This is a genomic window from Streptococcus bovimastitidis (assembly GCF_001885095.1).
Classification (GTDB): domain Bacteria; phylum Bacillota; class Bacilli; order Lactobacillales; family Streptococcaceae; genus Streptococcus; species Streptococcus bovimastitidis.
This window is the reverse complement of sequence record NZ_LZDD01000001.1, coordinates 473,304-498,618: the sequence shown is the minus strand read 5'-3', so window position 1 is coordinate 498,618 and position 25,315 is coordinate 473,304. Positions and strand designations below refer to the sequence as shown.

Sequence of the window (25,315 nt, the reverse complement as noted above, 5' to 3'; positions counted from 1 at the left end):
AATACGAGTTTCGCAAACAAAAAAGAGGTTGTCCCTTTTGGTGATCAACCTCTTATATCTTCATCTTTTTAAATCAATATTTTAAATGGTCATATCATTCAAAGCATTTGATACGGCTTCTTTTTGATTAGCCATTAAGGTCACACGAGCAGCAATTTCATTGATACCCATTTTAATGTTACGGCTAATAGCCATATCATCTAATTTAGGTTTAAAGAAAGATTTATATTCATCTAAACGAATTTGGGTTTTGAAGATATTTGCAGGGTAGATAACAAACTTATCAAAGCTCATATCACCACCTAAGGCAGCTTTTATCCATTCCCAATCGCTACGACCCCACTCCCAAACTTTCTCTTGACTAAAGTCTTGAGAGAGAAGGAAATTATACCACATGGATAAATCTTGTGGTTTGACAATTGCTTTATCTTTAAGACTAACAAGAATTCTTCCTAAAGCTTTTTGACTATGAGTTCTAGCCATTGCTAAAGCAAGGTCAACACGAATATTATTATCGTTAGTAGCAATGTAGGTGTCAAAGTATTGATCAAGCAAGTCTTCTGATTCAAAATGTTTCATTTCGTTAACGAGGACAAAACGACGTGTTGCTGCTGGTAATTTGCTGATATCATCTGCGTATTTACCAAAAACGTCATGAGCTTTATCGATAACTGGTTGGTAGCCAGTTGTAACTAAATTACCTAAAGCAATTTGACGTACCATTTCAGCTTCATCTGATTCATCAGCTTTTTTATCAAAACCATGTAATTCATAATCTGCTTGGAAAATCTCTTTTACTAATTGATTATAGGCAGCTTCCTCTGCAGTATCTTCATCAACAAAACGGTTGAGTCCAACAAGAACCTGATTGATAGCTGAGGCAACCATAAAGGATTTAGCATCTTTAAGTGAGGCAATTAATGGTACAAGTTCAGAATATGAAATCAATTGGCTCTCTGCTAATAGGCGACGTTCTTGAATAATTTGAAGTAAACTTGTTTGATCAAGGAGGTTTAATTGCTCCTGAATATCTTGGAATAATTGCCCCTTATAATTAGAGATATAATGAGCTGTATTCTCTGTATTAAGACGTAAAGGTCCTTGATTTGCTTGAGCAAGTTGACTGAAATTTGGAATGACAATTTCTTTTTCTGCGAGTGTTTCTGGTAAACCAGTCCAGCTAGCATTTAAAGGAATTGGCCAAATGCGGTCACTTTCTTCATGTTCACCGATGAAGAATTGATCTTGGCTGATGCGCAAGTTATCACCCTCAACAGAAAGCGTCACAACAGGATAGCCAGGTTGCTCTAACCAAGCATCCATAAAGGCTGCAACATCTTTGCCAGAAGCGTGACCAAGAGCATCCCATAAATCGCGCCCAATTGTGTTACCATATTGGTGTTTTTCAAAGTAAAGTCCTAAACCTTTAGCAAAATCAGCATCACCAATCCACCGTCTTAACATGTGCATAAGACGACTACCTTTAGCATAAACGATTGCTGGATCAAATAAGGTATTAATTTCGTCAGGGTGGTTAACTTCCACGTGAACCGATTGAACACCATCAGTAGCATCCCGTTTTAAAGCCAAAGGCACACCAGTTGTTTGGAAATCTTCAAAGATTTTCCAAGATGGTTCAACGGCATCAACAGATACATATTCCATCATATTGGCAAAACTTTCATTCAACCATAAGTCATCCCACCATTTCATGGTTACTAAGTTACCAAACCATTGGTGAGCTAACTCATGGGCTACTACTAGTGCAACTTGTTGACGGCTGGATGCGGTAGAGTTTTTATCAACTAAAAGGTAAATTTCACGGTAAGTGATTAAGCCCCAGTTTTCCATTGCTCCAGCTGAAAAGTCTGGTAAGGCAAGGTTATAAGATTGTGGAATCGGGTATTTAACACCAAAGTAATCTTCATAGAAATCAATGACACGGACTGCGATATCCAAGGCAAATTCTAGAGAGCTACTCGGATGAGCAAGTGTGGCAAAAATACCAACCTCAGTACCATTTTTTGATTTTGCTGTTAAGCCCTGCAATTCCCCTAAGCCAAAAGCAAGAAGATATGAAGACATTTTCGGAGTTGTGTCAAAAATCCAAAGTCCTGTTTCCTTACGGAGTTCAACATTGATTTCTGGCATATTAGAAAGGACAATTTCGCCTTCTTCTTGATCGAACTTAATGCTTAAATCAAAAGTTGCTTTAGCTTGTGGTTCGTCAATACACGGAAAGGCTTCGCGAGCAAAGTGACTTTCAAATTGAGTCGAAATGACCTCTTTTTGTTGGCCGTCAATGGTGTAATATGATGGGTAAATTCCAGTCATGTTATCTGTGATTTTACCTGAGAATTCAATGACTAAAGTCATAAGTCCAGTTACTGGTAAGTCAACTTCTACAGTCTCATTATCATGTTTAGTTTGGAATGAGATCGCCTCGTTGTCTAATAATACTGAATGGATTTCTAGGTCTTTTTGATGGAAAGCGACGTGATGGTCCAAAGCCTCACCATTAATAGCAACGTTACCTGAAAAAGTCTTGTTTTGACGGTTAATATCTAAAAAGATATTGTAATTTTCCGGAACAAATTTCTCAACCAGATGTTCTACTGTCTTCATAAATCTCCTTTGTTAAATTCAAAAAAAATAGTGATTAGAAAAAAAACTTTCTAACCACTATTATATCATATTTGATTATAATTCAATAATCTTTCCTGTCTTAAGATATACAATCCATTCGCAAAGATTCCGTGCATAATCACCGATACGTTCTAAGTACATTAAAACTTGGAAGTACTCTTTACCAGCAAAGGCTGCATCTGGAGTTTTCTTAATTTCTTCAACGGCTAATGCTTGAATTTCGCGGTAGAAATTATCAATCACTTCATCGTGAGCAGCAATTTCATAGGCCTTAGCTTCATCGTTATTGATATAAGCATTCAAAGCATCTTCGACCATATGTTTTACAGCTTTACCCATTAAGTTGATTTGCTCTTCAACAACAGGGATGCGTTCTTCACCTTTCATACGGATGGTTGCTTTTGAAATTGATGAGGCATGGTCACCGATACGTTCGATATCACTTGAAGCTTTCAAAACTGTAATAACAGTTCTTAAGTCGTTTGATACCGGTTGTTGCAAAGCAATGATTTCTAATGATTTTTTCTCTAATTTTGTTTCAAATTCGTTGATAACAACATCTTCTTCAATAACTTCTTTAGCCAAATCACGATCATGGCTAACAAAGGCTCTAACCGATTTATTCAATTGAGCTAATACTTCTGTCCCCATTGAATAGAATTGGTTATGTAATTTATCTAATTCTTCTTCAAACTTTGTTCTTAACATAGTTTCTCCTTATAATTAATGATTATATTAACCAAATTTACCAGAAATATAATCTTCAGTTTCCTTACGTTCAGGATTCATAAACATTTTCTTAGTATTACCAAATTCTAATAAATCACCTGCTAAGAAGAAGCCCGTACGATCTGATAGACGAGAAGCTTGTTGCATTGACCGTGTAACAACTACCAATGTGTAGTCTTTTTTCAATGCAAATAAAGTTTCCTCGATTTTTCCTGCAGAAATAGGATCCAAAGCTGACGTTGGCTCATCTAATAAAATAATTTTTGGACTTGTCGCTAGTACTCTGGCAACACAGACACGTTGCTGTTGTCCACCCGATAGACCAAGGGCAGAATCATGAAGACGATCCTTAACCTCGTCCCATATTGAAGCACCTTTTAGAGATGATTCAACAGCTTGATCCAAAATTTGTTTATCCTTAATCCCCTTGATTCTTAAACCAAACACAACATTCTCATAAATAGACATCGGAAATGGATTTGGTTGTTGGAAAACCATTCCGATCTCTTTACGAAGATCAACAGTATCCGTTCTTGGGCTATAAATATTATGACCATTATAAGTAATTGACCCCGTGACAGTTACTTCTGGGTTTAAATCACTCATACGGTTAATTGCTCTTAATAAAGTTGATTTACCTGATCCTGAAGGACCGATGAAAGAAGTAATCTCTTTTGGGTAAATATCAAGTGACACATTTTTCAAAGTCTTCTTTTTATTGTAATAAACAGAAAGATCATTAACTTGTAATATAGGTTCTGACATGATATTCCCTTCTATCCAAAATGACCTGAAACGTAATCATTAGTTGATTTACATTGTGCATTTTGGAAAATATTTCTTGTTTTATCGTACTCGATTAAATCGCCTAAGTAGAAGAAAGCGGTATAATCACTTGCACGTGCTGCTTGTTGCATATTATGGGTAACAATGATGATTGTATAGTTTTTCTTAAGTTCAAACATGGTTTCTTCTAATTGCATAGTTGCAATTGGATCCAAAGCTGATGCAGGTTCGTCCATTAATAAGATGTCTGGTTTAACAGAGATGGCACGAGCAATACACAAGCGTTGTTGTTGACCTCCAGAAAGAGTAAAGGCTGATTTATGAAGATCATCTTTTACTTGATCCCAAAGTGCTGCTTGTTTTAGTGAAGTCTCAACGATTTCATCTAGCACATTTTTATCTTTAACTCCTGCGCGTTCATGGGCAAAAGTGATATTACGATAAATTGATTTTGCAAATGGATTGGGTCTTTGGAAAACCATTCCGATATGTTTTCTAACTTCAAAAACATTCATTTCTGGGCGATTAATATCGATACCATGATACATAATTTGACCAGTTACTTTAGCCACGTCAATAGTATCATTCATACGGTTTAAACTTCTTAAATAAGTTGATTTCCCACAACCAGAAGGGCCGATTAAGGCCGTAATTTTATTTTTTTCGAACTGCATATCAATCCCTTTGATAGCTTCGTTACCACCATAGTATACATGTAAGTCCTTGGTTGATAAAGCTAAGTTATCTTCAGGGAAAGTCATGATATGACGTTCATCCCAATTATATTCTGTCATATGTTCTCCTATACTTATTTAGCAGCTGTCAATCGTGAATGTAATTTCTTACCAATAAAACGAGCTGATAAGTTGAAAATTAGAATAAAGATTAATAATACGGCTGCACTTCCTGCAGATACTAGAGTACCATCTGGAATTGTTCCCTCACTATTAACTTTCCAAATATGAACCGCTAAGGTCTCAGATTGACGGAAAATAGAGATTGGACTAGTTACACTTAGAGGGTTCCAGTTGCCCCAGTCAAGAGCAGGCGCTGATTGACCAGCAGTATAAATTAATGCTGCTGCCTCACCAAAAATACGACCCGAAGCTAAGACAATACCTGTAACAATACTTGGTAGAGCTTCTGGAATGACAACATGGAAAACAGTTTCCCATCTTGAAAGTCCAAGTGCTAGTCCTGCTTCTCTTTGGGTATGGTGAACATGCAAGAGACTGTCTTCAACATTACGAGTCATCTGTGGGAGATTAAATACCGTTAAGGCTAAAGCTCCGGAGATGATTGAAAAGCCATATTGAAATTGAACAACGAAAATTAAATAACCGAATAAACCAACAACCACGGATGGTAAAGAAGATAGAATCTCAATACAAGTACGGATGAAGTTAGTAAGTGGTCCTTTTTTAGCATATTCTGCTAAATAAATACCAGCTCCTGTTGAAAGTGGAATTGAGATGATTAATGTTACCACTAATAGGAAAAAGGAATTGTAAAGTTGGATTCCAATACCACCTCCAGCTTCATAAGAAGATGAATTACCAGTAAGGAAGTGCCAACTAATATGTGGGAGTCCACGTAAAAGAATGAAAAGAATTAATGAAGCTAGGATAGCTACAATGATTCCAGCAATGGTATACAGAATACCAGTTGCTAATTTATCGACTTTCTTAGCGTTCATAGTTTCTCTTTCTCTCTTTCGTAATTAATTTAACCAATGAGTTAAAGGCTAAACTCATTAATAATAATACTAGGGCTAATGACCAAAGAACGTTATTTTGAACAGTTCCCATAACGGTATTACCAATCCCCATTGTTAAAACTGATGTTAAAGTTGCTGCTGGTGTTGTTAATGAAGTTGGCATAACAGCGGAATTACCAACGACCATTTGAATAGCAAGGGCTTCTCCGAAGGCTCTAGCCATACCAAAGATAATGGCTGTAAAAATTCCTGGACGAGCTGCATTCAAGACAACACGCCAAATGGTTTGCCATCTTGTAGCTCCCATGGCCATGCTTGCTTCACGATAATGTCTTGGAACAGCTTTAAGACTATCAACAGTCATAAAGGTTACAGTAGGCAAAATCATAACAAAGAGCACACAAACCCCTGACAATATACCAAACCCAGTTCCACCAAAAATGCTACGCATGAAAGGTACGATAATTTGAAGACCGATAAATCCATAAACTACTGATGGAATACCGACAAGCAATTCGACAGCTGGCTGCAATAATTTTGCACCATATTTTGGTGAAATTTCTGTCATAAAGACAGCTGCTCCAATGGCAAAAGGAGTCGCTACTAAGGCTGATAAAATGGTAACCATAAATGAACCACTAATCATCGGTAAGGCACCTAGAATCGGAATACCATTTTTATCCTTAATACTTGGTTCCCATTTGCGTCCAAATAGAAAGTCGAAAATATTGACCTTATCAACAAAGAAAGTTGATAGACCTTTTTGTGCAACAAAAATAAGAATCATTGCAACAATAAATACAATTAGTCCCAAACACAAGAAGGTAAGTGTTTTACCAAATTTCTCCAAACGTGAATTTTTAGAAGGTGAGACTAAGTTTTTAGCTAAATCCTGATTATTCATAATTCCCTCGTTACTTTTTAGTTACTTTACCATCATGTGACTTGATAACTTTCATATCAGTCATTGGAATGTAACCCATATGCGTTACAATTTTCTTCTGTACTTTTTCAGAAACCATGTAATCCAAAAACTCTTGCGTTAGACCATCAGGTTTACCATATGTATACATATGTTCATAAGACCAAATTGGCCAGTCATTGGTTTTGACATGTTCTGCTGTTGGTGAGAAACCATTTAAATTAATGGCTTTTACTGATTTATCGACATATGAGAAAGCTAGGTATGAAATAGCTCCTGGAGTTTGAGAAACAATGGATTTAACCATACCATTTGAATCTTGTTCTTGGCTCTGTTTAGCATTAACACCTTTCATAATAACATTATCAAAGGTCGCACGAGAACCAGAACTTGCTGCCCGGTTAATAACTGAAATTTTTAGGTCTTGTCCCCCAACCTGCTTCCAATTTGTATATTCTCCAGAGAAAATGCGGCGTAATTGGTCAGTTGTTAAATTTTTAACTTTAGTCTTTGGGTTAACAATAACAGCTAAACCAGCTACTGCTACTTGATGGTCAACCAATTTTGAGGCATCAATACCATCTTTTTCTTCAGCAAACAAATCACTATTACCGATTTGAACGGACTGTGATTGCACCTGTGACAAACCGGTACCTGACCCACCACCTTGGACATTAATAGTTTTGCCGAGATGATGTTTCCCAAATTCATCCGCTGTTGCTTCAACAAGAGGTTGTAAAGCAGTTGATCCAACAGCTGTAATAGATTCCCCTTTTTGTATCCAACTTGAACAAGCTGTTAAAAACACTGTAGACAGTGCTAATATACCAAGATAAAAGAACTTCTTCTTCATAATTCATTATTTCCTATTCATTAAAAAGTTAGGGAGTTTTGTAAACAAACTCAATCATAATAGTAACATATCTGTTGCCCTATTTAAAGGGCTTTGGCTTCCAAACAAGCAATTTTTTTACAGATTCCTTACCTATTCTTTACAAAAAATTTAAGAGAAAAAAAAGCGATGAAAACTACTCAGATAAATAATTTTCAAAATGCTTTAATTCACATTCCGGTAAAAACATGACCTTTTGGCGGGTTTTGAAATCTGGCTCTTGCCCATCAAACGTCCTAACCAAATATCCCAATTGCTTACCAATTATCATGGCAGCCGCGTAATCCCAGGGTTGGATATGTGAAAAGTATGCCATTAATTCTTGCGTCATGACCTTGAGCATTGAAATCCCTGCTCCGCCATATACCCGAACCCCTAGAGTATGACTAATCAAATGAGTAACACCAAATTCATTTGTAAGAAAGAGGCCTGAGTTACAGCCTATTAATGCACGATCCAGTGGTTTAGATTGGTAAGGCGCAACTTCTTGCTGATTCAAGGTAACCTTCTGATTAACCCCACCGCTAAGTAAGAGATCGTTCATCACGTCATAAATACAACCAAATTGGCCAACTCCGTCTTCAAAGTAGGCTACCATAACGGCAAATTGATTTTTTTGAACGACAAAATTGACAGTCCCGTCGATTGGATCTATAACCCAGACATTACCATCTTTAATCGGATGCCTAACGCCATCTTCCTCTGCTAGGATATGATCCTCTGGATAATGGTGCAGAATTTTTGCGATCATAAACTCTTGTGTTTCCTGATCAACGTTTGTGACTAAATCATCATTTTGACTTTTTATAGTGACCGCCACCTGTTCAGTCATTTTTTCCTTGATAAATTGCCCTGCTTCTCTTATCAATTGCTGGGCAAATAAAAACTTATCTTCCAATTGAAAAAAATCCTTTCTCAATTTCTTTTGCCTTTTTGACAACTTGATAGCTTGAATAACCACTGGCTTTTTGAAAGGCTTTATCAATTTGCTTTTCTTGAGACTTACTAGGAACTATTTCTTTAAATGACTTATAAGTCTGTAAAAGCTGACTAGCCTCAACCTTTGATTCATAAGCTTTTTCTACCTGATTTAAAAAAGAAAGCACTGATGTAATGTCGTCAGTGCTCCAATTCATGTCAAGTGGATAAGTGTAATTATCTGACATACTAGCCCTCAATTTCAGCTTTTATGGTTGCTTGACGCAACTCTTGTTTACGGTAATCTCTCGGTAAAAATGCTCTAATCTCGTCTTCGTTGAATCCAATTTGCATGCGTTTAGAATCCATGATAATTGGGCGACGTAAAAGACTTGGATTTTCAGCAATTAGCGTAATCAAATCAGAAATTGATAATTCATCAACATCAATATTAAGTTTTTGGAAAACTTTTGATCGTGTTGAAATAATATCCTCAGTGCCATTTTCAGTGAAAGCTAAAATAGCCATCAACTCATCACGACTTAGTGGACTAGTAATTATGTTATGTTCTTGAAAATTAACTTCATGTTTTAAAAGCCATGCCCTTGCCTTACGGCAAGAAGTACAGCTAGGTGATAAAAATAAGGTGACCATATTTTTCCTCTATCAATATACTAACCTTATTATACAAAAATTTAATAAAATTGGCTATCCCTTTTTAGAATAAGATTTGGCAACATTTAACTTTGAAAAATGGGCTATTCCCAATTCAAAGCTATCTCTTTATCAGCATTTAATTGAACAACTAAATCTTCAATCCCTTCAAATTTAGTCATTTCACGTATTTTTTCCAACCAGATTATTTCTATGGATTCCCCATAAATTTCTTGGTCAAAATCGAAAATGTTTGCTTCTAATCGCAATTCTGTGCCACCAAAAGTAATATTCTTACCGATACTGGTCATAGCACGATAACACTTGCCCACTACCAGTACATCTGAAACATAAACACCATCAGCTGGTAAATAAGTCCGGTCAATAGGAGCTAAGTTAGCAGTTGGAAAACCCAATGTCCGACCACGCGCATCCCCGTGCACTACCATGCCACGAGTCGATAACTCATAGCCTAGTAATTGATTAACCTTAGCTACGTCGCCTTCTTTGATCAATTCTCTAATCCAAGTTGAAGAAATTTTGCGTCCTTCATCTGAAACTTGTTCAATCGTATGGACAATTCCCTCAAAATTACGTTGCAAATAATCTGAATTTGTCCGATTATGACCAAATTTATAATCAAAACCGACAACAATATGTTTCGCTTTAAGTTTACCAATAAAATCCTTAATAAAGTCATCAGAAGAAACCCTAGAAAAGGCTGTCGTGAAATCAATCAGGTAAAGGCTATCAACACCATATTCAGCAAATTTGGCATAGCGTTTCTCTGGATAAGCGATATGAAGCAGTAATTCAGGATTAAAGCGTGCAAAAGCTAATTTAGGCGTCTCGTTAAATGTTAAGGTCACAATTTTTAAGGACTCCTCTTCTGCAATCTCTCGAGCTTTATCAAAAAGCGCTTTATGTCCTCGATGAAGACCATCAAAATAGCCTAGAACCAGTACCGTATCCTCAGCTTGATCAATATCAATCGCCGATGTAATCTGTTTAATTTTCATTTTTCCACTTTTACTTTCCTTATAAGAAAACCTTTTTAGGTTTATAAACCTCATCCGCTTTTTCCAAAACAGCCACCAATTCATCCTGATGAAAGACTGCTAACAGCTCCTCTGAACTTGGCAGACTTATCCGACGACCAAAAGAAAGCTCAGCTTTTTCCCAATCGTTTATCATTAATTTTGGTAAATCAGATACGCCATACTCAATCGGTAAAAGGAAAGAATAGTCATTATCAGCAACCATTTTCTCGATATCGGCTAAGCTATAAGAATCAGCTAGGACCATCCCAGCCGCTGCCGTCCGTTCAAGCAAGGACATATGGCTAGCATATCCAAGGGCCTTCCCTAAATCAACTGCCAATGTTCGAACATAAGTCCCCTTACTACAAGCTACACGGAAGTTGAACCGACACAAACCATCAGAAATCTCAAGAGGACTGGTTCTCACAAATTCCGAAATAGTAACCTGTCTCTGAGGACGTTCAACTTCCTGCCCTGCACGCGCATACTCATACAATTTGCGCCCATTCACTTTGACCGCTGAATACATTGGCGGAACTTGAGTAATTTGACCCACAAATTTTGACATGGCTAAATCAATCTCATCCTCTGAGATAACTCCCTTAACCGGAGTTTCTTCAACCACTTGACCTGAAGCATCTTCTGTATCGGTCGAGTAACCTATAGTCACTTGTCCCTCATAAACCTTACCAGCTTCTGTCATGTATTCAATAACCCGAGTTGCTTTACCAACTGCAATTGGCAAAACTCCAACAACATCTGGATCTAAAGTCCCACCATGACCAATTTTCTTTTCCCATAAAATACGGCGCAGTTTGAAAACCACATCATGAGAGGTCATGCCAGCTTCTTTTTTTATATTAATTATTCCGTTCATACTTCTCGTTATCTTTCATTTCTTTGACATATACTCTCATCATTATAACTGTTTTAAAACTTAATTGACAAGAGAAAAAACTCCAAAATGGAGTTTTACAAAGCTTAGCATTAATACTGTTAACCATTAGGCTTAATCGCTACTGTCAAGTTCTTTAAACTTTGCGGCCATAGTCGGATTTTGACGGGTCAATTTTTTGACAGAGACGTCATCCAGTTTATTGTTTGCTAAACGCAGTTGATTCTCACTGGTTGTTAAAAAGCGTTTCACTTCTTCCATCCGTTTGATCGACTTGTCTATTTCATCGATGGCTTTTTTGAAGTTACTGCTGGCCGAATTATAGTTCTTAGCAAAAGCAGTTTTAAAATGATCTAAATCTTCTTCAAAGTGAGTAATATCAATATTCTGTTCCTTAACCAAGGCCAGCTCTTGCTTGTACTTCAAACTATTAAGCGAAGCATTTCGCAAAAGACCAATTAATTGAATAAAGAGTTGCGGACGAACCACGTACATCTTCTCGTACTCATGACTGACATCGACAATACCCGTATTGTAATAGTCATTATCAGCTTCCAACATGGTCACCAAAACCGCATATTCACAGTTCTTCTCACGCCGGTCACGATCTAACTCCTTGAAGAAATCACTATTCTTATGCTTAGTCTTAGTAGTATCAGCCTCATTTTTCATCTCAAACATGATGGACAAAATTTCCACACCGTTCTCGTCGGTCTCTCTGTAAATATAATCCCCTTTAGAGCCACGACTGGATAGGGCATTATCTTTAGCAAACTGAGCATTAGGGAAAGCGTAACTACGAACCTTATTAAATTCTGTTTCTGCGTAGAGTTCTAAACTTTCTCCTATGGCTTTGGTTGATTGCTGTGCTTTAAAGTTCTTGTAGAACTCGACTTGCTCATTAGCTGCCTTTAATTGCGATTGGAAATCATTCTTTAAAGATGACAAGGAGAGGGCTGCTTCTTTTTCCTGCAGTAATAATTCATTTTTAAGGGAATCACGCTCCTTCTCCACATCAATTAAGGCTGACTGCATCTTGGCTTGATTTTCTAATTCCAGTTTCTCCAATTGATTTTTTAAAGCTACTAATTCCTTATCTTTATCAGAAAGACTATTGGCTAGTTCCAAAGCATTTTGTGATGCTATCTTTTCCAACTTGGCTTCTAGTGACAGAATCTGTTCATTCTTTTTAGCCAATTCCTTTTCTTGATTAAATTGGGCATCTTTTAGACTTTGCTCTAATTTATTTTGCAAGTGGTTTATGGCAGAGTCCTTTTGACTGAGAGCTTCCTGTAAACTATTTTTTGCTTTTTCATCGTGCAGGGCAAGCTCATTACGTAACCGGTCGCTGATTTCTTTTTCAAATTCTTCACCTCTGACTTGTGCTAGTAGATGGCTATATTCGGACTCGTCAATGGTAAAAACTGTTTGACAATGTGGGCACTTTATTTCTTTCATAATAGACTTCCTTATATAGAGTTACTGCTATTATAGCAAAAAAAGACTTTGACCAGTTGCCAAAATCTTTCTCTAATCCTAATACTCCTCTTTGTACTCCTTATAAAATTGCGTTTTTTCAGAAATAAAACGTTCTAAATCTTGCAAGAGCAAAAAGAGTTGTGCTCGATTTTCAAATTCTTGTCTGCTTTGTGGCAATTCACCTTGCCGGTAGGTTTCAAGCAGTAAGGCAATATCTTCCAAAAGTGTTAAGGCAGAATTTTTCTCACTCAATTGTTGCCCTGTCTCATGGATCAAGTGAGCCAACAAAATACTTTGTCGCGTTTCACCTCTTAACTTTTGACAAGACTTCAAGATATCTTTCAAAATTCGAATTTGACGCTGTCTCATTTCAAAATAGTGTACCTGATAATTGGTTTGACTAAAGAGTTGATTATGACTATCGCGATAGACTAACTTAAGAGCATATTCTAGATTTTTTTCTAAAGTATCCCTTTTCTCCCACAAGCTATGATTGAACTGATCTAAAAGGGATTCTTCAATGGCAAAGAGAAGCTCCTTGAGTTCAGTTTCCACTTGCAATTGCAAGTTTTTGATGGTCTCTGTCTGTTTTCCCATATAGGTATTTCCAAGCAAAGCAATTCCTGTCCCGATTAGGAAAAGCCATAACTCATTTAATAAGACTGGAATGCTTAAACTTTTCAGTAATAAGAGATGGGAAACCAAGACTGTAATTGGGACAAGCCCAGCCTCCAAATGCCAGTAATATAATAAGGGAACACTAAGAAGTAAATAGACAAACAAAGCCCATAGATTAAAACCAAGTAGGTAAAAGCCTAAATAAGCAATTGCAAATGCTAAAAAGAAAGCTAAAAGACGACTTTTGGCAATGGCTAGACTTGATTTTCGCGTATCTTGGAGACTTAATAAAGCAATAATCCCAGCTGATATACCGAACGACAGGTGTAATTGTTCAGCTAAAATAATAGCCAATAAGGTCGTTAAGACCATTTTTATAGTTCGTTCAAATATGGGCATTTCTCATCCTTTATCCTTGTAAAGTTTTTTCAATTTCCTTTTGTAAATTCTTCCACTCTTGCTCAGCCCTTTGCAATTTACGTTGATATTCACTAAGTCCCCGCAAATAGTGGTTAATCATGTAATCTTGTTTGACAAGAGGAATAAGAGGTAGAGGGATCTCTAATAATTCTTTGGTCGATAAATTAATGACATCTTTACCATGATCTGCTTGGTCAAGAAGCCTTTGGCCGATGGCCGAATCTAAAAAGAATTTTATGTAATAACCTCGCAGTTTAGACAAAGGTCTAATAACAGTTATATTTGACGAAGCAACAACATCTCGATCCTGTTTGTGAAAGACACAGATTTTTTTGACCGTTCCTTTTGAAGCAATCAGAACATCACCATCCTCGAGTAAATAACGTAAGAGTTGTCGACGTTCTAAGTAAAAAGTACGTAATTGATCATATGCAATGCCAGTTGGTGTCATATCTGATAAATTAATTAAAGCGAAGTCCCCAGCTTCAACTTTACTACTGACAGCTTTACCTTTAAAGCACTCCACTACCTCTCCTAAAATTACTTTCTCTTGCTTGTTATTAAGATAGGTCCCTAAAAGCTCATCCATAATATTAGTATCTTTCTATTATTTTATAGTATTTAAATACTATCACTATTACGAAAGATTTGCAAGCTAAAAAAGACGGTCAAGAGACCGACTTTTAAGGATAACTAGAAGATGACCATTTTAGTCAACAGATTTTAAAGCTTCCAACATGTCCAGATGCTTGAGTTGACGATGAACCAAAATGGCTAAGAAACTAACAATGAAGCTAATAGCTATTACGGGGATGACGTATACATAGGTATCCACTTGATAACCAAAATTCATATCCGAAGAACCCATTAAGGACATTAATAATTGATGAAGGTATTTTCCTCCAATAAAGCCAATAACAATACCAATCAAACTCAGTAAAATAGTTTCACGATAAATATATAATGTCACTTCCTTATCAAAGAATCCCAGTACTTTAATGGTTGATAACTCTCGCAGCCTTTCAGCAATGTTTATAGCAGTCAAATTATAGAGGATGACTAAAGCTAAGAGTAATGAGAGGACTACTAACAAAGTCATAATTTGTTTAAGGGAACTAACGATTGAAGTAACCATTTCAATAATCACAGTATTCTGAGAAACAGCTTCAACTCCTTCTTTATTTAGCATCTTCTTAGCAAAAGATTTAACATGGTTCAAAGATCCATTTTTTAAAGCAAGTAAGTAAGCTGGACTAAAGGTCAATTGCCCAAACTTAGTCTGAGCATAAGATTCTGACATAAAGAGATAATGCCCAACATTCATATCTGAGATGGCGACTACTTCGACATTGAATTCCTGATTTTTTTCATTCTTCAAAGTTAACTCTTGACCAGTTTTAACCTGATAAAAATGAGCTAGTTTTTGACTGATCACAACTCCCTGAGCAGGAATGGATAGAGACTTCTCACCACTGACATCTTTGAGATTGATCAATGGAGACAAACTCTCTTTGGGACTTGCAATGACACTGGTAGTAATTTTACTATTTTGCCCTTTAATAGCTAAATGCAAAGTTGAAAAGCTGATTTTTTCTTGTTTTTTAATGGCTATATCACTTGCTAAAGCTTTTTCAAGCTTCCGAGTCGCTTCCTCATCCTTATCTTTACCAACCACCATAACATGAAAAGGAGTCAAGTGCTGAAATTGGTGTTCCACTACTTTTGATAACGAAGATTGAATCCCTAAACCTGAAAACAATAAGGCCACCGAACCAGCAACACCAAAAATGGTCATTAACATCCGTTGCTTATAGCGGAAAATATTACGAGCCGTCACTTTTTGGGTAAATGACAATTGTTTCCAAATAAATGGTATTTTTTCTAAAAGGATTTTAGAGCCTTTGCTTGGTGGTTTAGGTAACAATAGCTGAGCAGGCACTTGAAAAAGTTCCCGGCGAACAATGATGTAGACAGGTAGTAAAGCTGATAAAGACGCTAAGAAATAGGCTATGCCTGCATAAGACCAATAGAAATCCAAGTTGGTTTTACCAATTACCAGAGGCTGGGTAATAATTTTAGCAATCATGTCGGATAGAAAGTAGGTTCCGCCAATGATTCCGATTGTCGATCCGATAAAGCTAGCCAAAAAACCATAGATTAAAAATTTTTTGAGAATATCTTTAGGTCCAAAACCTAAGGCCAAATAGAGGCCAGAATTTATTCTCTCCTCATCGACAAATCTAGTCATGGTTGTAAAAGCAACTAAGGCAGCAACCAAATAGAGAACAACTGGAAAGATATTGCCAACCTGTGAAATAGAGCCCATAGAGGTATCATATATCTGATAGCCTTGGCCACCTGGAAAAGTAGATCGATTATAAACTTGATAAGTTGGTTTCGTTAGCTTATTGACTTCAGCCTTATTTACTTGCAGTTTTCTACTTTCTGTTTGAAGTTTAGCCTTAGCTTCTTCTAGCTGTTTACGTGATTCTATGACTTGAGGTAGGGAGGGCAACCCTTTTAGTGATTGCTCTTGTGTCTTTAATTCACCTAAGGCCTTATTGATTTTTTCCTCAGGTTCTTTAAATTTTTCTAGAGCATCACTTTTGAGTTCAGAAAGACGTTTTTCATCGTTATCAGCTAATAATTCCTCAATTTTTTCTTGCATTAGCTGGACTTCCATTTTATAGTCTTCTGAGAAGGCATTTAAGGTCTTCAAATCTTTAAAAGTTACCTTAGCAATGTTATTCCCTATCTGGAAGTTAGACGGGCTTAGAAAGCCGTATAAGGCCAAATTCCCATCACCTGTTTGAGAAGCACCCAAGTTTTCTTTAGACCAAATATCCGAAGCAGAAACAAAACCAACTATTTTTAATCTTTTTTCTTTCAATAGATTATCTTTTGGTGTTGATAAGGTAATACTTTGGCCAATTTTATAATTTTTGTCTTGCCAACTGGCTAGTGCGATTTCTTGATTGTTTTTTGGAAGTCGTCCTTTTGTTAATGTGACTTTGGAAATCACCTTGGGATTTGAGAATAAGCGGATTGATTCTTGATTCTTGCCGATTTCTGCATCTAAGAGATGACCATAGTCAATTTCAGCATGCGAAACTTTCTTTAATTCTTCTTTATCATCTGCCGAAAAGCCATAAGAAGTGACAACTGCTAGGTCCATCATCTGATGGGTCTTGATATAGGTGTTAGCAGACCTGGCCATATCTGGACTGGTCACTTTTAACCCAACTAAAGCAAAGGAACCTAAGGCCATGAGTAAAATAAGAGAAATAAAGCGGGACTTGGTCGCCCAGATAGACCTCCTCAGGTCTTTCCAAAATGATTTTGTCATTGAGCACCCCCTAATATTCAACTGCTTCAATAGGCTGAGGATGTTCATTTATTTGCGTTTTTACCACACGCGCATCATGCATATGAATAACACGATCAGCAATCGGTGCCAATGCAGCATTGTGGGTAACAATGACAACTGTTGCCCCTTTGGTCTGAGCCATTTCCTGGAGTAAGGCTAAGATTTGTTTACCAGTTTTATAGTCTAAGGCTCCAGTTGGCTCATCACAAAGCATGAGTTTCGGATTTTTGGCAATTGCTCTGGCAATTGAAACCCTCTGTTGCTCCCCACCAGATAATTGACTAGGAAAATGATCGAGGCGCTTTTCTAAGCCAACTTCCTTGAGAACTTGGATAGGGTCTTGAGCATTTTCAACGATTTCGGCCGCCAATTCAACATTCTCCTTGGCTGTTAAATTTGGTACCAGATTATAAAATTGAAAAACAAAGCCAATATCATGACGTCGATATTTGGTTAATTGCTTGGCGGAATAGGAAGAAATATCTTCTCCATCAATGATGACTTGGCCAGAGCTATTGGTATCCATTCCCCCTAAAATATTAAGCACCGTTGATTTACCAGCGCCTGAGGCACCTAAAATAATCACTAATTCACCTTTTTCGATGTCAAAAGAAACTTGGTCATTAGCTTTTATGGTACTTTCTCCAATCTGATAGGTTTTAGAAGAATTTATCATTTGGATATAGGTCATTACTGCCACTCCTTTATATGAACAATCTGTTGATTTAAATATATGACTATTATATAATGTCCTTATTCAAGCAACAAGAACAAAAATAGACAATCTGTTGATTTAAGGAGATCTTATGGTTAAAAGACAAACAGATACCCTAAACTATTTAAAAGAGGCACTGATAAATTTATTAGCCGAAAAAGATTTTGAAGCCATTACAGTTTCTGATTTAACTAAGAAAGCAGGAATAAATCGGGGGACCTTTTACTTACACTTTCAAGATAAATATGACATGATTGAAAGCTTTAAAAATGAGCATATGGATACCTTTTTTCAGCTTTTAGACGCTCCCGAGATATCAACTAATACCAGAGAATTACTGATTCAAACCTTAACCTTTTTAGCTGACAACTTTGCATTTTTTGCTGCCATTTCAAAATCTCAGTCCTTAAATTTTAAACAAACCCTTAAGGATTTTATTTACAAAGTACTGCTGACGATTGAGGACTATCAGGTAATTGTTAGCCATCAGTACGGTGGCATTCCCTTTGGTTACGCCTTAGAAGTCTATCTGGCAAGTATTGAAAGTATCATTTCCTATTGGATTGCTAATGATGGTCAGCAATCGCCTGAAGAACTGACGGATATTATTCTGAAAACGGTCAGTCTTTAATGCAAAAAAGAACAAGAGCCTCTGCTCTTGTTCTTTTGCATATTATTAAATTGATTTAAGGGCTTGGATTGCTGCATCATAATCTGGTTCAGTGTTCACATTTTCAACATATTCCGTATATACAACTTTATTATCTTGGTCAAGAACAAGGACTGCTCTGGCCAATAAATGCCACTCTTCCATCAAGAGTCCATAGGCCTTACCAAAGGAATGATCATAATAATCTGATAACATAATGGCTTTATCTAAGCCTTCTGCACCACACCATCTAGCTTGAGCAAAAGGTAAGTCTACTGAAATAGTTATCACATAAGTGTCATCTAGATTTGCTAATTCTTGATTAAATTTGCGAGTTTGTGTTGAACAAATACCAGTATCAATTGATGGAACAACACTGATCACTTTTTTTCCTTTAAAGTCAGAGAGTGATTTTTTTGAAAGATCAGTCCCTAACAAAGTAAAATCATCAGCAATTTGTCCAACTTGAAACTGTTGACCTGTTAAGGTGACGGGTTTTCCAATAAATGTTGTCATAAGTCTTTCTCCTTAAATACTTAAAGCAATCTTATAAATGTTTACAAATTAATTGTATCCAATTTGAAGCAAGAAAGCGATTTTTTTGTTCTCAGAAATCAAAGACCCATTGAGAGGTTAAAGTAATTTTTCATTCTTGAATAAACAGACTCATCACCTACAAAATAGATGTGATCTCCTTTTTCAATAACCGCATATGGCCCAGGAGAAATTAAAAATTTACCTTCATGTTCAATGGCAACTACAGTAGCACCAGTTTGGTGCCATAAATTTAAAACACCTATAGATTTACCAAAATGATCTGTATCTTTGTTAACAATGATTTCATATGGAGCCAAAGGGAACTGTTTACTAATATTTTGACTTTGCATTAAGAAATCGTTGACTAACAGTGATAAATCATTTAGTTCTTCATTTTGTTTTTGAATATTTTGTCGAATTTTTTCTTTAATGACCGCGATAGAATGCGTCGATTCATATTGATTGATAAATTCGATGGCCTTTTCTTTTGACAGTACAATAGCCCCACTTCCATGCTTTAAGGTTAATATCTTTAAATCAGCTAAAATATTTAAGCCTTTGCGCGCTGTCTCAGGTGAGACATTAAAAGTAGAAGCAATTGTCGTCCGAGATTTTAATTTTTCTCCGACTTCATACTCCCCACTAGCGATTCTCTGAGCAACAGAAATAGCTATTTTTTGATACTTCGATGTGGTAATTTCATTTTTACTAGTTGTAGTCATCATATACTCCTTTACTGACTAACTCAAACAGTCTAATTAAATCACATTTCTCGAAAGATTTCAATAGCTCCGTCTCTAGGGATACATAAAGGAGAACTGGTCCTTCAACCAGTTCTCTCTTTTCCCAACTATTTGATTCTAAAAGGGCTAGTTTTTAATAAGTTTGATTAGCCTCATTGACTGAAGATGATTTTAGATCTTGTGTTTTTGAACTGACGAATTCAGAACTTTTACTTGCTGCTTTTGAAACTCGGTCTTGGACGGTAACCTCAGCGGCTTCTTGTTCTTCTTTTGTTCGAATGTCAACCACGTTAGTATTTAGTTCAACAACTTTTAAATGTGTCATTTCTTCAACATTTTTAGCAACAATTTCTTTGATTTTATCAGAAATTTGAGGAATGTCTTTACCGTACTCAACGACAACATCCAAATCAACTGCAACTTCTTCTGAACCAACTTCTACAGAAACACCATCCCTTACAGAATTGCTATTGACTACATTTTTTTTGAGATTTGAGAAGAAGCCTCCGCTGACTGCTAAGAGCCCATCAACTTCTTCAAGAGCATGTCCGACAATTTTTTCAATTACCTTGTCGTTATATGTCAAATTCGTTTTGATTTCATTAGCTGTCATTTTTAATTCCTCCCAAACATCCTTTTATTTTAGACTTTTTGATACACCTTCAGCTGTATCTTTAGCATCAGCCTTTAATTCCTTTACTTTTCCAGAAATTTTATTTAATTTCCCTTCAGTTTCTAAGGATTTATCGCCAGTTGCTTTACCAGCAGTTTCTTTAACAGTACCTTTTGCTTGCTCGATTTTTGACTCAAATTTTTCTTGTGACATTTAAATGCCCTCCTAATTTTTTTGTCTATTATATCATTTTACGCGTGGTTCTGTCTGTACATTGTCATTTACTGTAGATTTAACATTACCAACTTGTTTACTTGTAAATTCACTTGTTGCATGCGCTGCATCTGTAACCTTATCTTGAAGAGTCACTTTGTCAGCCTCATGTTGTTCTTTAGTCTTAATATCAACAACATTACAGTTAACTTCGATAACATCTAAATCAGTCATTTTCTTAACTTCTGATTCAACAATGGCTTTAATTTCATCAAAAATGGTTGGAACATGTTTTTGATATTCAGCGATAATATCTAAATCGACTGCTACTTGTTTTTTACCAACTTCAACGGAAACACCATCACGAACTGAATTGGTATTAACTAATTTGTTTTTGATGTTTGATAAATAGCCACCATTGATAGCTAATAAACCATCAATATTATTAACAGCAAGTCCAACAATTTTTTCAATAACTTTATTATCATAAGTTAATTGTCCACGGATACTTGGGCTATTGTTTAATTCTGTGTTTTTAATAAATGTGTCAGTCATAATCATTTCTCCTCTTCTAAAATGTAAATGTTAATTTTCAAAATAATATCTCATTCTTTATGTTTAACGGTCAATGAATTGATCAATAATACCAGTCTGTTTAAGAAAAATACCTGCACAAACACCTAGGATAACAAAGATGAGTGCGAGTAATGTTTTAAAGAAGCCAATGGTCATTAGTAAGATGGCTAAAATTAACCCTACTAATCCACCAATTATGGCATACTTATTCTTTTCAAAAAATACCATTTTGACCTCCTATTCTACACGTCTGGCTTTTCCATGTTTGGTCTCAACTTGCGAGATGTCTTTAACAAAGACCTTAAAGTTAACAGGCTTATCAATGCCAAAGAATTCTTTGAAACCAGTATCAATACCTTCTTTAATGCCACGAACTTGATCACTAACTGCAACGCGTGAATCTAAACGTCCAGTAACGTCAATTTTGAATTTACGTTTATATAGAGTTGCCGATACGTTAGGCTTACTCATCAGTCCTGCATTTTTAATAGCAGTAGCTACATAAGATTCAATGGCAGATTTTTTAAGTAATAAACTTCCATTTTTCTTCTTCAAACGTACTTCTGTGTAAGATCTTGGATAAAAGATGACTACTAGAATACCAATTATCGTTAATAATGCTAGTAGTACTGCTGCCCAGTAAAAATAATAATACAAACCTGGATTTAGGAAGCCAGGAACTTTATCTAAGTCCCAGCCAATCCAGTTATATTTAGGGGGCATTTTTAGGTAACCTTGGGTCACTCCCATTACCATAATAAAGATGGATAGGAGGATAAGGCCAAATAAACTATAAAAGATTTTCAATATTTTTGCCATACCTACCTCTTTCTAGTTGATCACTGAATGATAATACTTAGCTTAATGTGACCTTATCTTAATTCAATTTACTTAAAACAAATGATACAACGACAACTACAATGACTGCACCAATGATTGATGGAATCAAAGCCATACCTGCTAGGGAAGGACCCCAAGCTCCTAGTAATGATTGACCAACCCATGAACCAATGATACCTGCTAAAATATTAGCAATCCAGCCCATTGAGCCACCATGTTTTGTAATTGCTCCTGCGATTAAACCGATAATACCACCGACGATTAATGTCCAAATAAGTGCCAAAATAAATACCTCGTTTTTTTCTTTAATTAATAGGTGAAATCTTATTAACTTTTAAAACTTCTTGTTATTAGCTAAATGATTTCATTACATTCAATAGTCTTTTAAGGAAATGACTATCCTAGTTCATTTTGCTTAAAGCAAATGATACAACTACTACAACAATGACTGCACCAATAATTGATGGAATCAATGCCATACCTGCTAGGGAAGGACCCCAAGCTCCTAATAAGGATTGACCAACCCATGAGCCGATAATACCTGCTAAAATATTAGCAATCCAACCCATTGAGCCACCACGTTTTGTAAGAGCTCCTGCAACTAGGCCGATAATGCCGCCGACAATTAATGTCCATATAAGTCCCATAATTTTCTCCTATTCTAGTGCTCCTGCACTTGCAATTTTGTCTAAATGTTTTCACTTTTTCCAAAGTGACAACCTTAAATAAAATCGGAGTGTCATTCATATCTATAAACCTTATTTAAATATCAATCATCATCACTAACCATATATTAAATAAAGGTTTTTTGGAAGTGACCACTCGTTTTTTTATTTATATTGTTATTATACAATACTAAATCTGAGATGCAAGAAAAAAGTATCATTTTTTTAAAAAAAATTGAAATTAAAAAACAAAAAAGCCATAAAGCCTATTAGATTGGGCTTTACAGCTAAAATAAATTATTAAATTTTTTCTATCGGAGCAACACTGGCTAATAATTTTTTGAGTCCAATTTCTGGAAATTTAATTTTCAGCTCAGTTGAAGTTCCGCTTCCACTAACCTCTAAAACAGTCCCATCGCCCCATTTTTTATGACGGGCAATATCACCTATTTCCCACTCTTGGTTATTGCTTGTCTTTTTGTTAGAAAAAGGTAAATCATTGTCAGTGATTCTCTGAGGACTTCTTGGTTGAGCTTGTGATTTGCGAGATTGAATAGCTTGTGACAAACTCATTCCCTGCCCGAACTGCCTTTGATTTTGTTGGCTCATCTTAACGCCGAATGAAGTATTGGCTGGGCGAGCTAAGCCTTGATAGGCAAGAAGATCATCAGATATTTCTCTAAGGAATCGGGTCGGCTGATTATAATTGGTTTTACCATACAGAGTCCGAGTGCTAGCATTGGTTAGGAAAAGGATTTCCTCTGCTCTGGTGATACCAACATATGCTAAGCGTCTTTCCTCTTCCAGTTCACTTTGTTCATCTAAAGCACGTGATAATGGGAAAACGCCTTCTTCCATACCAATTAAGAATACTATTGGAAACTCAAGTCCCTTAGCTGCGTGAAGAGTCATCAGGGTCACTTCAGCAACCTCAGTATCTGAATCATCCGTATCAGCAATTAAGGCTAAATCGTTTAAAAAGCGTCCTAATTTATCGAGACCATTTTCATCTGTCTCAGCCTTGGCAGAATCATCAAAGTTTTTCGTTACTGAAAGAAACTCTTCAATATTCTCAATCCGAGCTTGACTTTCTAATGTGTTTTGAATTCTTAAAGCATCCAAATAACCAGATCTCTCTAGTATTTCTTCAGATAATTCCGTTATTGTTAAGTGATCCAACCGCGACCGTAAATCACTAAGGAGAGTGGCAAAATCCATTATAGACTGCGCCGCTTTTCCTTTTAATGGCGATAAAAAGAGATTACTTGCTGCTTCTAATAAGGATAATTGGTTATCATAGGCAAATTGTCGCAATTTTTCCAAAGTCCCTGGGCCAACGCCTCGCTTAGGTTCATTAACAATTCGTTCAAATGAAATATTGTCAGCAGGATTGGCAACAATATTTAAATAAGAAATTAAATCTCTAATCTCTTTACGACTATAGAACTTAGTTCCGCCGACCATTGTGTACGGAATATTCGATTTTAGGAAAGCTTCTTCTATTGTACGTGATTGTGCATTGGTACGATATAAAACAGCAAAATCTTTAAAACTCTTTCCAAGTTCCAAACACATATTAGACACTGTTGATGCGATGAATACTGCTTCATCTCGTTCATCATTTGCGCGATAATAGACAATTTGTTCACCGTCGTTATTTTGGGTCCAAAGCTTTTTATCAATCCGATTACGATTATTTTTAATCACATCGTTGGCTGCTTTTAGAATCGTTTTTGTTGACCGATAATTTTCTTCTAAGAGGACCACTTTCGCCTGAGGATAGTCTTTTTCAAAGTCAAGTATATTCTGCATGTCAGCGCCACGCCAACCATAGATAGACTGGTCTGCATCCCCAACAACACAGATGTTCTTGAATCGTGAGGCTAGCAATTTCACCAATTGATATTGAGCATGGTTAGTATCTTGATACTCATCGACGTGGATGTACTGGTAGCGTTGTTGGTAGTAAGCCAAGACATCTGGATTCTTATCAAAAAGTCTCAGTGTCTGCATGATCAAATCATCAAAGTCGAAAGCTTCACTTCGTCTCAGTTCTTCTTGATAAAGTTTATAGCAGCGAGCGACAATTTGTTGATACATATCATTTGCTTGAGCCTGATAAGCAACTTCATCCAATAAATCATTTTTTGCATTGGAAATGGTACCTAAAATAGAGCGTTCATTCCACTTTTTAGGATCCAAATTCAATGTCTTTAAAATCCGCTTCATCAGAGTTCTTTGTTCCCCTGGATCAACAATGGTGAAATTTCGATTATAACCAATATGATCAGCTTCTCGTCTTAAAATCCGAACACACATGGAGTGAAAGGTGGCAATCAAGGTATCTTGTGTGGCTGGGTTCAAGTTCAAAGCCCTTTCACGCATTTCACGCGCCGCTTTGTTGGTAAAGGTTATGGCTAAAATATTCCAAGGGTTAACAAATTTTTCATCGATTAAGTAGGCAATCCGATGGGTCAAAACCCTAGTTTTACCTGAGCCTGCGCCGGCCATAATTAAAAGCGGACCTTCTGTCGTTTGAACTGCTTCCGCTTGTTTGTCATTCATTCCATTTAATAAAGGATTCATCTTATCTCCTTAAAATCTATCCATCAATTAACTATAAAATTATATCATTTTCTGACTAAAATGAAAAATGACCAAGTCAATGAAAGTAAGTTTCT

The 25,315-nt window shown here is 36.3% G+C and carries 28 protein-coding genes; 1 reads left to right on the top strand and 27 read right to left on the bottom strand.

What is annotated here, in order from left to right; translation table 11 throughout:
* Positions 1–81 precede the first annotated feature (81 nt).
* From A9Q68_RS02405 to A9Q68_RS02325, 17 genes are all read right to left on the bottom strand, one after another.
* Positions 82–2,625 carry a M1 family metallopeptidase gene (locus tag A9Q68_RS02405; protein WP_071793064.1) on the bottom strand — a complete coding sequence of 848 codons (2,544 nt, stop codon included), beginning with the start codon at positions 2,623–2,625 and terminating at the stop codon, positions 82–84.
* Between the two features lie 75 nt (positions 2,626–2,700).
* Positions 2,701–3,354 (bottom strand): phosphate signaling complex protein PhoU, encoded by a 654-nt coding sequence (gene phoU / locus A9Q68_RS02400; RefSeq protein ID WP_071793063.1) that lies wholly within the window; start codon positions 3,352–3,354, stop codon positions 2,701–2,703.
* A 27-nt stretch (positions 3,355–3,381) separates the two neighbouring features.
* Positions 3,382–4,140 carry a phosphate ABC transporter ATP-binding protein PstB gene (pstB, locus tag A9Q68_RS02395; protein WP_071793062.1) on the bottom strand — a complete coding sequence of 253 codons (759 nt, stop codon included), beginning with the start codon at positions 4,138–4,140 and terminating at the stop codon, positions 3,382–3,384.
* An 11-nt stretch (positions 4,141–4,151) separates the two neighbouring features.
* Positions 4,152–4,955 carry a phosphate ABC transporter ATP-binding protein PstB gene (gene pstB / locus A9Q68_RS02390; RefSeq protein WP_071793061.1) on the bottom strand — a complete coding sequence of 268 codons (804 nt, stop codon included), beginning with the start codon at positions 4,953–4,955 and terminating at the stop codon, positions 4,152–4,154.
* 14 nt (positions 4,956–4,969) lie between these two features.
* Positions 4,970–5,857, bottom strand: coding sequence for a phosphate ABC transporter permease PstA (gene pstA, locus A9Q68_RS02385; protein WP_071793060.1), 888 nt, complete (start codon positions 5,855–5,857; stop codon positions 4,970–4,972).
* Complete coding sequence (gene pstC, locus A9Q68_RS02380; RefSeq protein WP_071793059.1) at positions 5,847–6,782, bottom strand: phosphate ABC transporter permease subunit PstC; 936 nt, start codon at positions 6,780–6,782, stop codon at positions 5,847–5,849. The genes pstA and pstC overlap by 11 nt, the downstream gene beginning before the upstream one ends.
* A gap of 10 nt (positions 6,783–6,792) precedes the next feature.
* On the bottom strand, positions 6,793–7,653 hold the full coding sequence (locus A9Q68_RS02375) for a phosphate ABC transporter substrate-binding protein PstS family protein (protein WP_071793058.1): 861 nt from the start codon (positions 7,651–7,653) through the stop codon (positions 6,793–6,795).
* A 175-nt stretch (positions 7,654–7,828) separates the two neighbouring features.
* A complete protein-coding gene (locus A9Q68_RS02370; RefSeq protein ID WP_071793057.1) occupies positions 7,829–8,590 on the bottom strand; it encodes an inositol monophosphatase family protein in 762 nt (253 codons plus the stop codon).
* The gene (locus A9Q68_RS02365) at positions 8,580–8,858 is read right to left on the bottom strand and encodes a UPF0223 family protein (protein ID WP_071793056.1); all 279 of its coding nucleotides are present in this window, start codon (positions 8,856–8,858) and stop codon (positions 8,580–8,582) included. Before A9Q68_RS02365 ends, A9Q68_RS02370 begins: the two co-directional genes overlap by 11 nt.
* A 1-nt stretch (position 8,859) precedes the next feature.
* Complete coding sequence (locus A9Q68_RS02360; RefSeq protein WP_071793055.1) at positions 8,860–9,264, bottom strand: Spx/MgsR family RNA polymerase-binding regulatory protein; 405 nt, start codon at positions 9,262–9,264, stop codon at positions 8,860–8,862.
* Positions 9,265–9,368: 104 nt separating this feature from the next.
* Entirely contained in the window at positions 9,369–10,283 is a 915-nt protein-coding gene (locus A9Q68_RS02355; protein ID WP_071793054.1) for a bifunctional riboflavin kinase/FAD synthetase, read from the bottom strand.
* A gap of 19 nt (positions 10,284–10,302) precedes the next feature.
* Positions 10,303–11,181, bottom strand: coding sequence for a tRNA pseudouridine(55) synthase TruB (truB, locus tag A9Q68_RS02350; protein ID WP_071793053.1), 879 nt, complete (start codon positions 11,179–11,181; stop codon positions 10,303–10,305).
* 132 nt (positions 11,182–11,313) lie between these two features.
* Positions 11,314–12,657, bottom strand: coding sequence for a DUF2130 domain-containing protein (locus tag A9Q68_RS02345; protein WP_071793052.1), 1,344 nt, complete (start codon positions 12,655–12,657; stop codon positions 11,314–11,316).
* A 78-nt stretch (positions 12,658–12,735) separates the two neighbouring features.
* A complete protein-coding gene (locus A9Q68_RS02340; RefSeq protein ID WP_071793051.1) occupies positions 12,736–13,695 on the bottom strand; it encodes an aromatic acid exporter family protein in 960 nt (319 codons plus the stop codon).
* A gap of 10 nt (positions 13,696–13,705) precedes the next feature.
* Complete coding sequence (locus A9Q68_RS02335) at positions 13,706–14,305, bottom strand: restriction endonuclease subunit S domain-containing protein (RefSeq protein WP_071793050.1); 600 nt, start codon at positions 14,303–14,305, stop codon at positions 13,706–13,708.
* A 120-nt stretch (positions 14,306–14,425) separates the two neighbouring features.
* Positions 14,426–17,062, bottom strand: coding sequence for an ABC transporter permease (locus A9Q68_RS02330; protein ID WP_071793049.1), 2,637 nt, complete (start codon positions 17,060–17,062; stop codon positions 14,426–14,428).
* Positions 17,063–17,072: 10 nt separating this feature from the next.
* Positions 17,073–17,774 (bottom strand): ABC transporter ATP-binding protein, encoded by a 702-nt coding sequence (locus A9Q68_RS02325; RefSeq protein ID WP_071793048.1) that lies wholly within the window; start codon positions 17,772–17,774, stop codon positions 17,073–17,075.
* A 115-nt stretch (positions 17,775–17,889) separates the two neighbouring features.
* Between A9Q68_RS02325 and A9Q68_RS02320 the strand changes: the two genes are divergently transcribed.
* Positions 17,890–18,429, top strand: coding sequence for a TetR/AcrR family transcriptional regulator (locus A9Q68_RS02320; RefSeq protein WP_071793047.1), 540 nt, complete (start codon positions 17,890–17,892; stop codon positions 18,427–18,429).
* A gap of 45 nt (positions 18,430–18,474) precedes the next feature.
* Here the strand turns inward: A9Q68_RS02320 and tpx are convergent, their stop codons facing one another.
* The 10 genes from tpx to pcrA form a co-directional block, all read right to left on the bottom strand.
* Positions 18,475–18,963, bottom strand: coding sequence for a thiol peroxidase (gene tpx, locus A9Q68_RS02315; protein WP_071793046.1), 489 nt, complete (start codon positions 18,961–18,963; stop codon positions 18,475–18,477).
* Positions 18,964–19,061: 98 nt separating this feature from the next.
* Positions 19,062–19,706, bottom strand: coding sequence for a TrkA C-terminal domain-containing protein (locus A9Q68_RS02310; protein ID WP_071793045.1), 645 nt, complete (start codon positions 19,704–19,706; stop codon positions 19,062–19,064).
* A 154-nt stretch (positions 19,707–19,860) separates the two neighbouring features.
* Entirely contained in the window at positions 19,861–20,340 is a 480-nt protein-coding gene (locus A9Q68_RS02305) for an Asp23/Gls24 family envelope stress response protein (RefSeq protein ID WP_071793044.1), read from the bottom strand.
* Positions 20,341–20,364: 24 nt separating this feature from the next.
* On the bottom strand, positions 20,365–20,553 hold the full coding sequence (locus A9Q68_RS02300) for a CsbD family protein (protein WP_071793043.1): 189 nt from the start codon (positions 20,551–20,553) through the stop codon (positions 20,365–20,367).
* A gap of 33 nt (positions 20,554–20,586) precedes the next feature.
* Positions 20,587–21,108: an Asp23/Gls24 family envelope stress response protein gene (locus tag A9Q68_RS02295; RefSeq protein WP_071793042.1), complete on the bottom strand. Its 522-nt coding sequence runs from the start codon at positions 21,106–21,108 to the stop codon at positions 20,587–20,589.
* Positions 21,109–21,171: 63 nt separating this feature from the next.
* Complete coding sequence (locus A9Q68_RS02290; protein WP_071793041.1) at positions 21,172–21,357, bottom strand: DUF2273 domain-containing protein; 186 nt, start codon at positions 21,355–21,357, stop codon at positions 21,172–21,174.
* A gap of 9 nt (positions 21,358–21,366) precedes the next feature.
* Positions 21,367–21,948, bottom strand: a complete 582-nt coding sequence (gene amaP / locus A9Q68_RS02285) for an alkaline shock response membrane anchor protein AmaP (protein WP_071793040.1) — start codon at positions 21,946–21,948, stop codon at positions 21,367–21,369.
* Positions 21,949–22,006: 58 nt separating this feature from the next.
* Entirely contained in the window at positions 22,007–22,252 is a 246-nt protein-coding gene (locus A9Q68_RS02280) for a GlsB/YeaQ/YmgE family stress response membrane protein (RefSeq protein WP_071793039.1), read from the bottom strand.
* Positions 22,253–22,370: 118 nt separating this feature from the next.
* Positions 22,371–22,616: a GlsB/YeaQ/YmgE family stress response membrane protein gene (locus tag A9Q68_RS02275; RefSeq protein WP_071793038.1), complete on the bottom strand. Its 246-nt coding sequence runs from the start codon at positions 22,614–22,616 to the stop codon at positions 22,371–22,373.
* Positions 22,617–22,934: 318 nt separating this feature from the next.
* Entirely contained in the window at positions 22,935–25,220 is a 2,286-nt protein-coding gene (gene pcrA / locus A9Q68_RS02270) for a DNA helicase PcrA (RefSeq protein WP_071793037.1), read from the bottom strand.
* Positions 25,221–25,315: the final 95 nt, after the last annotated feature.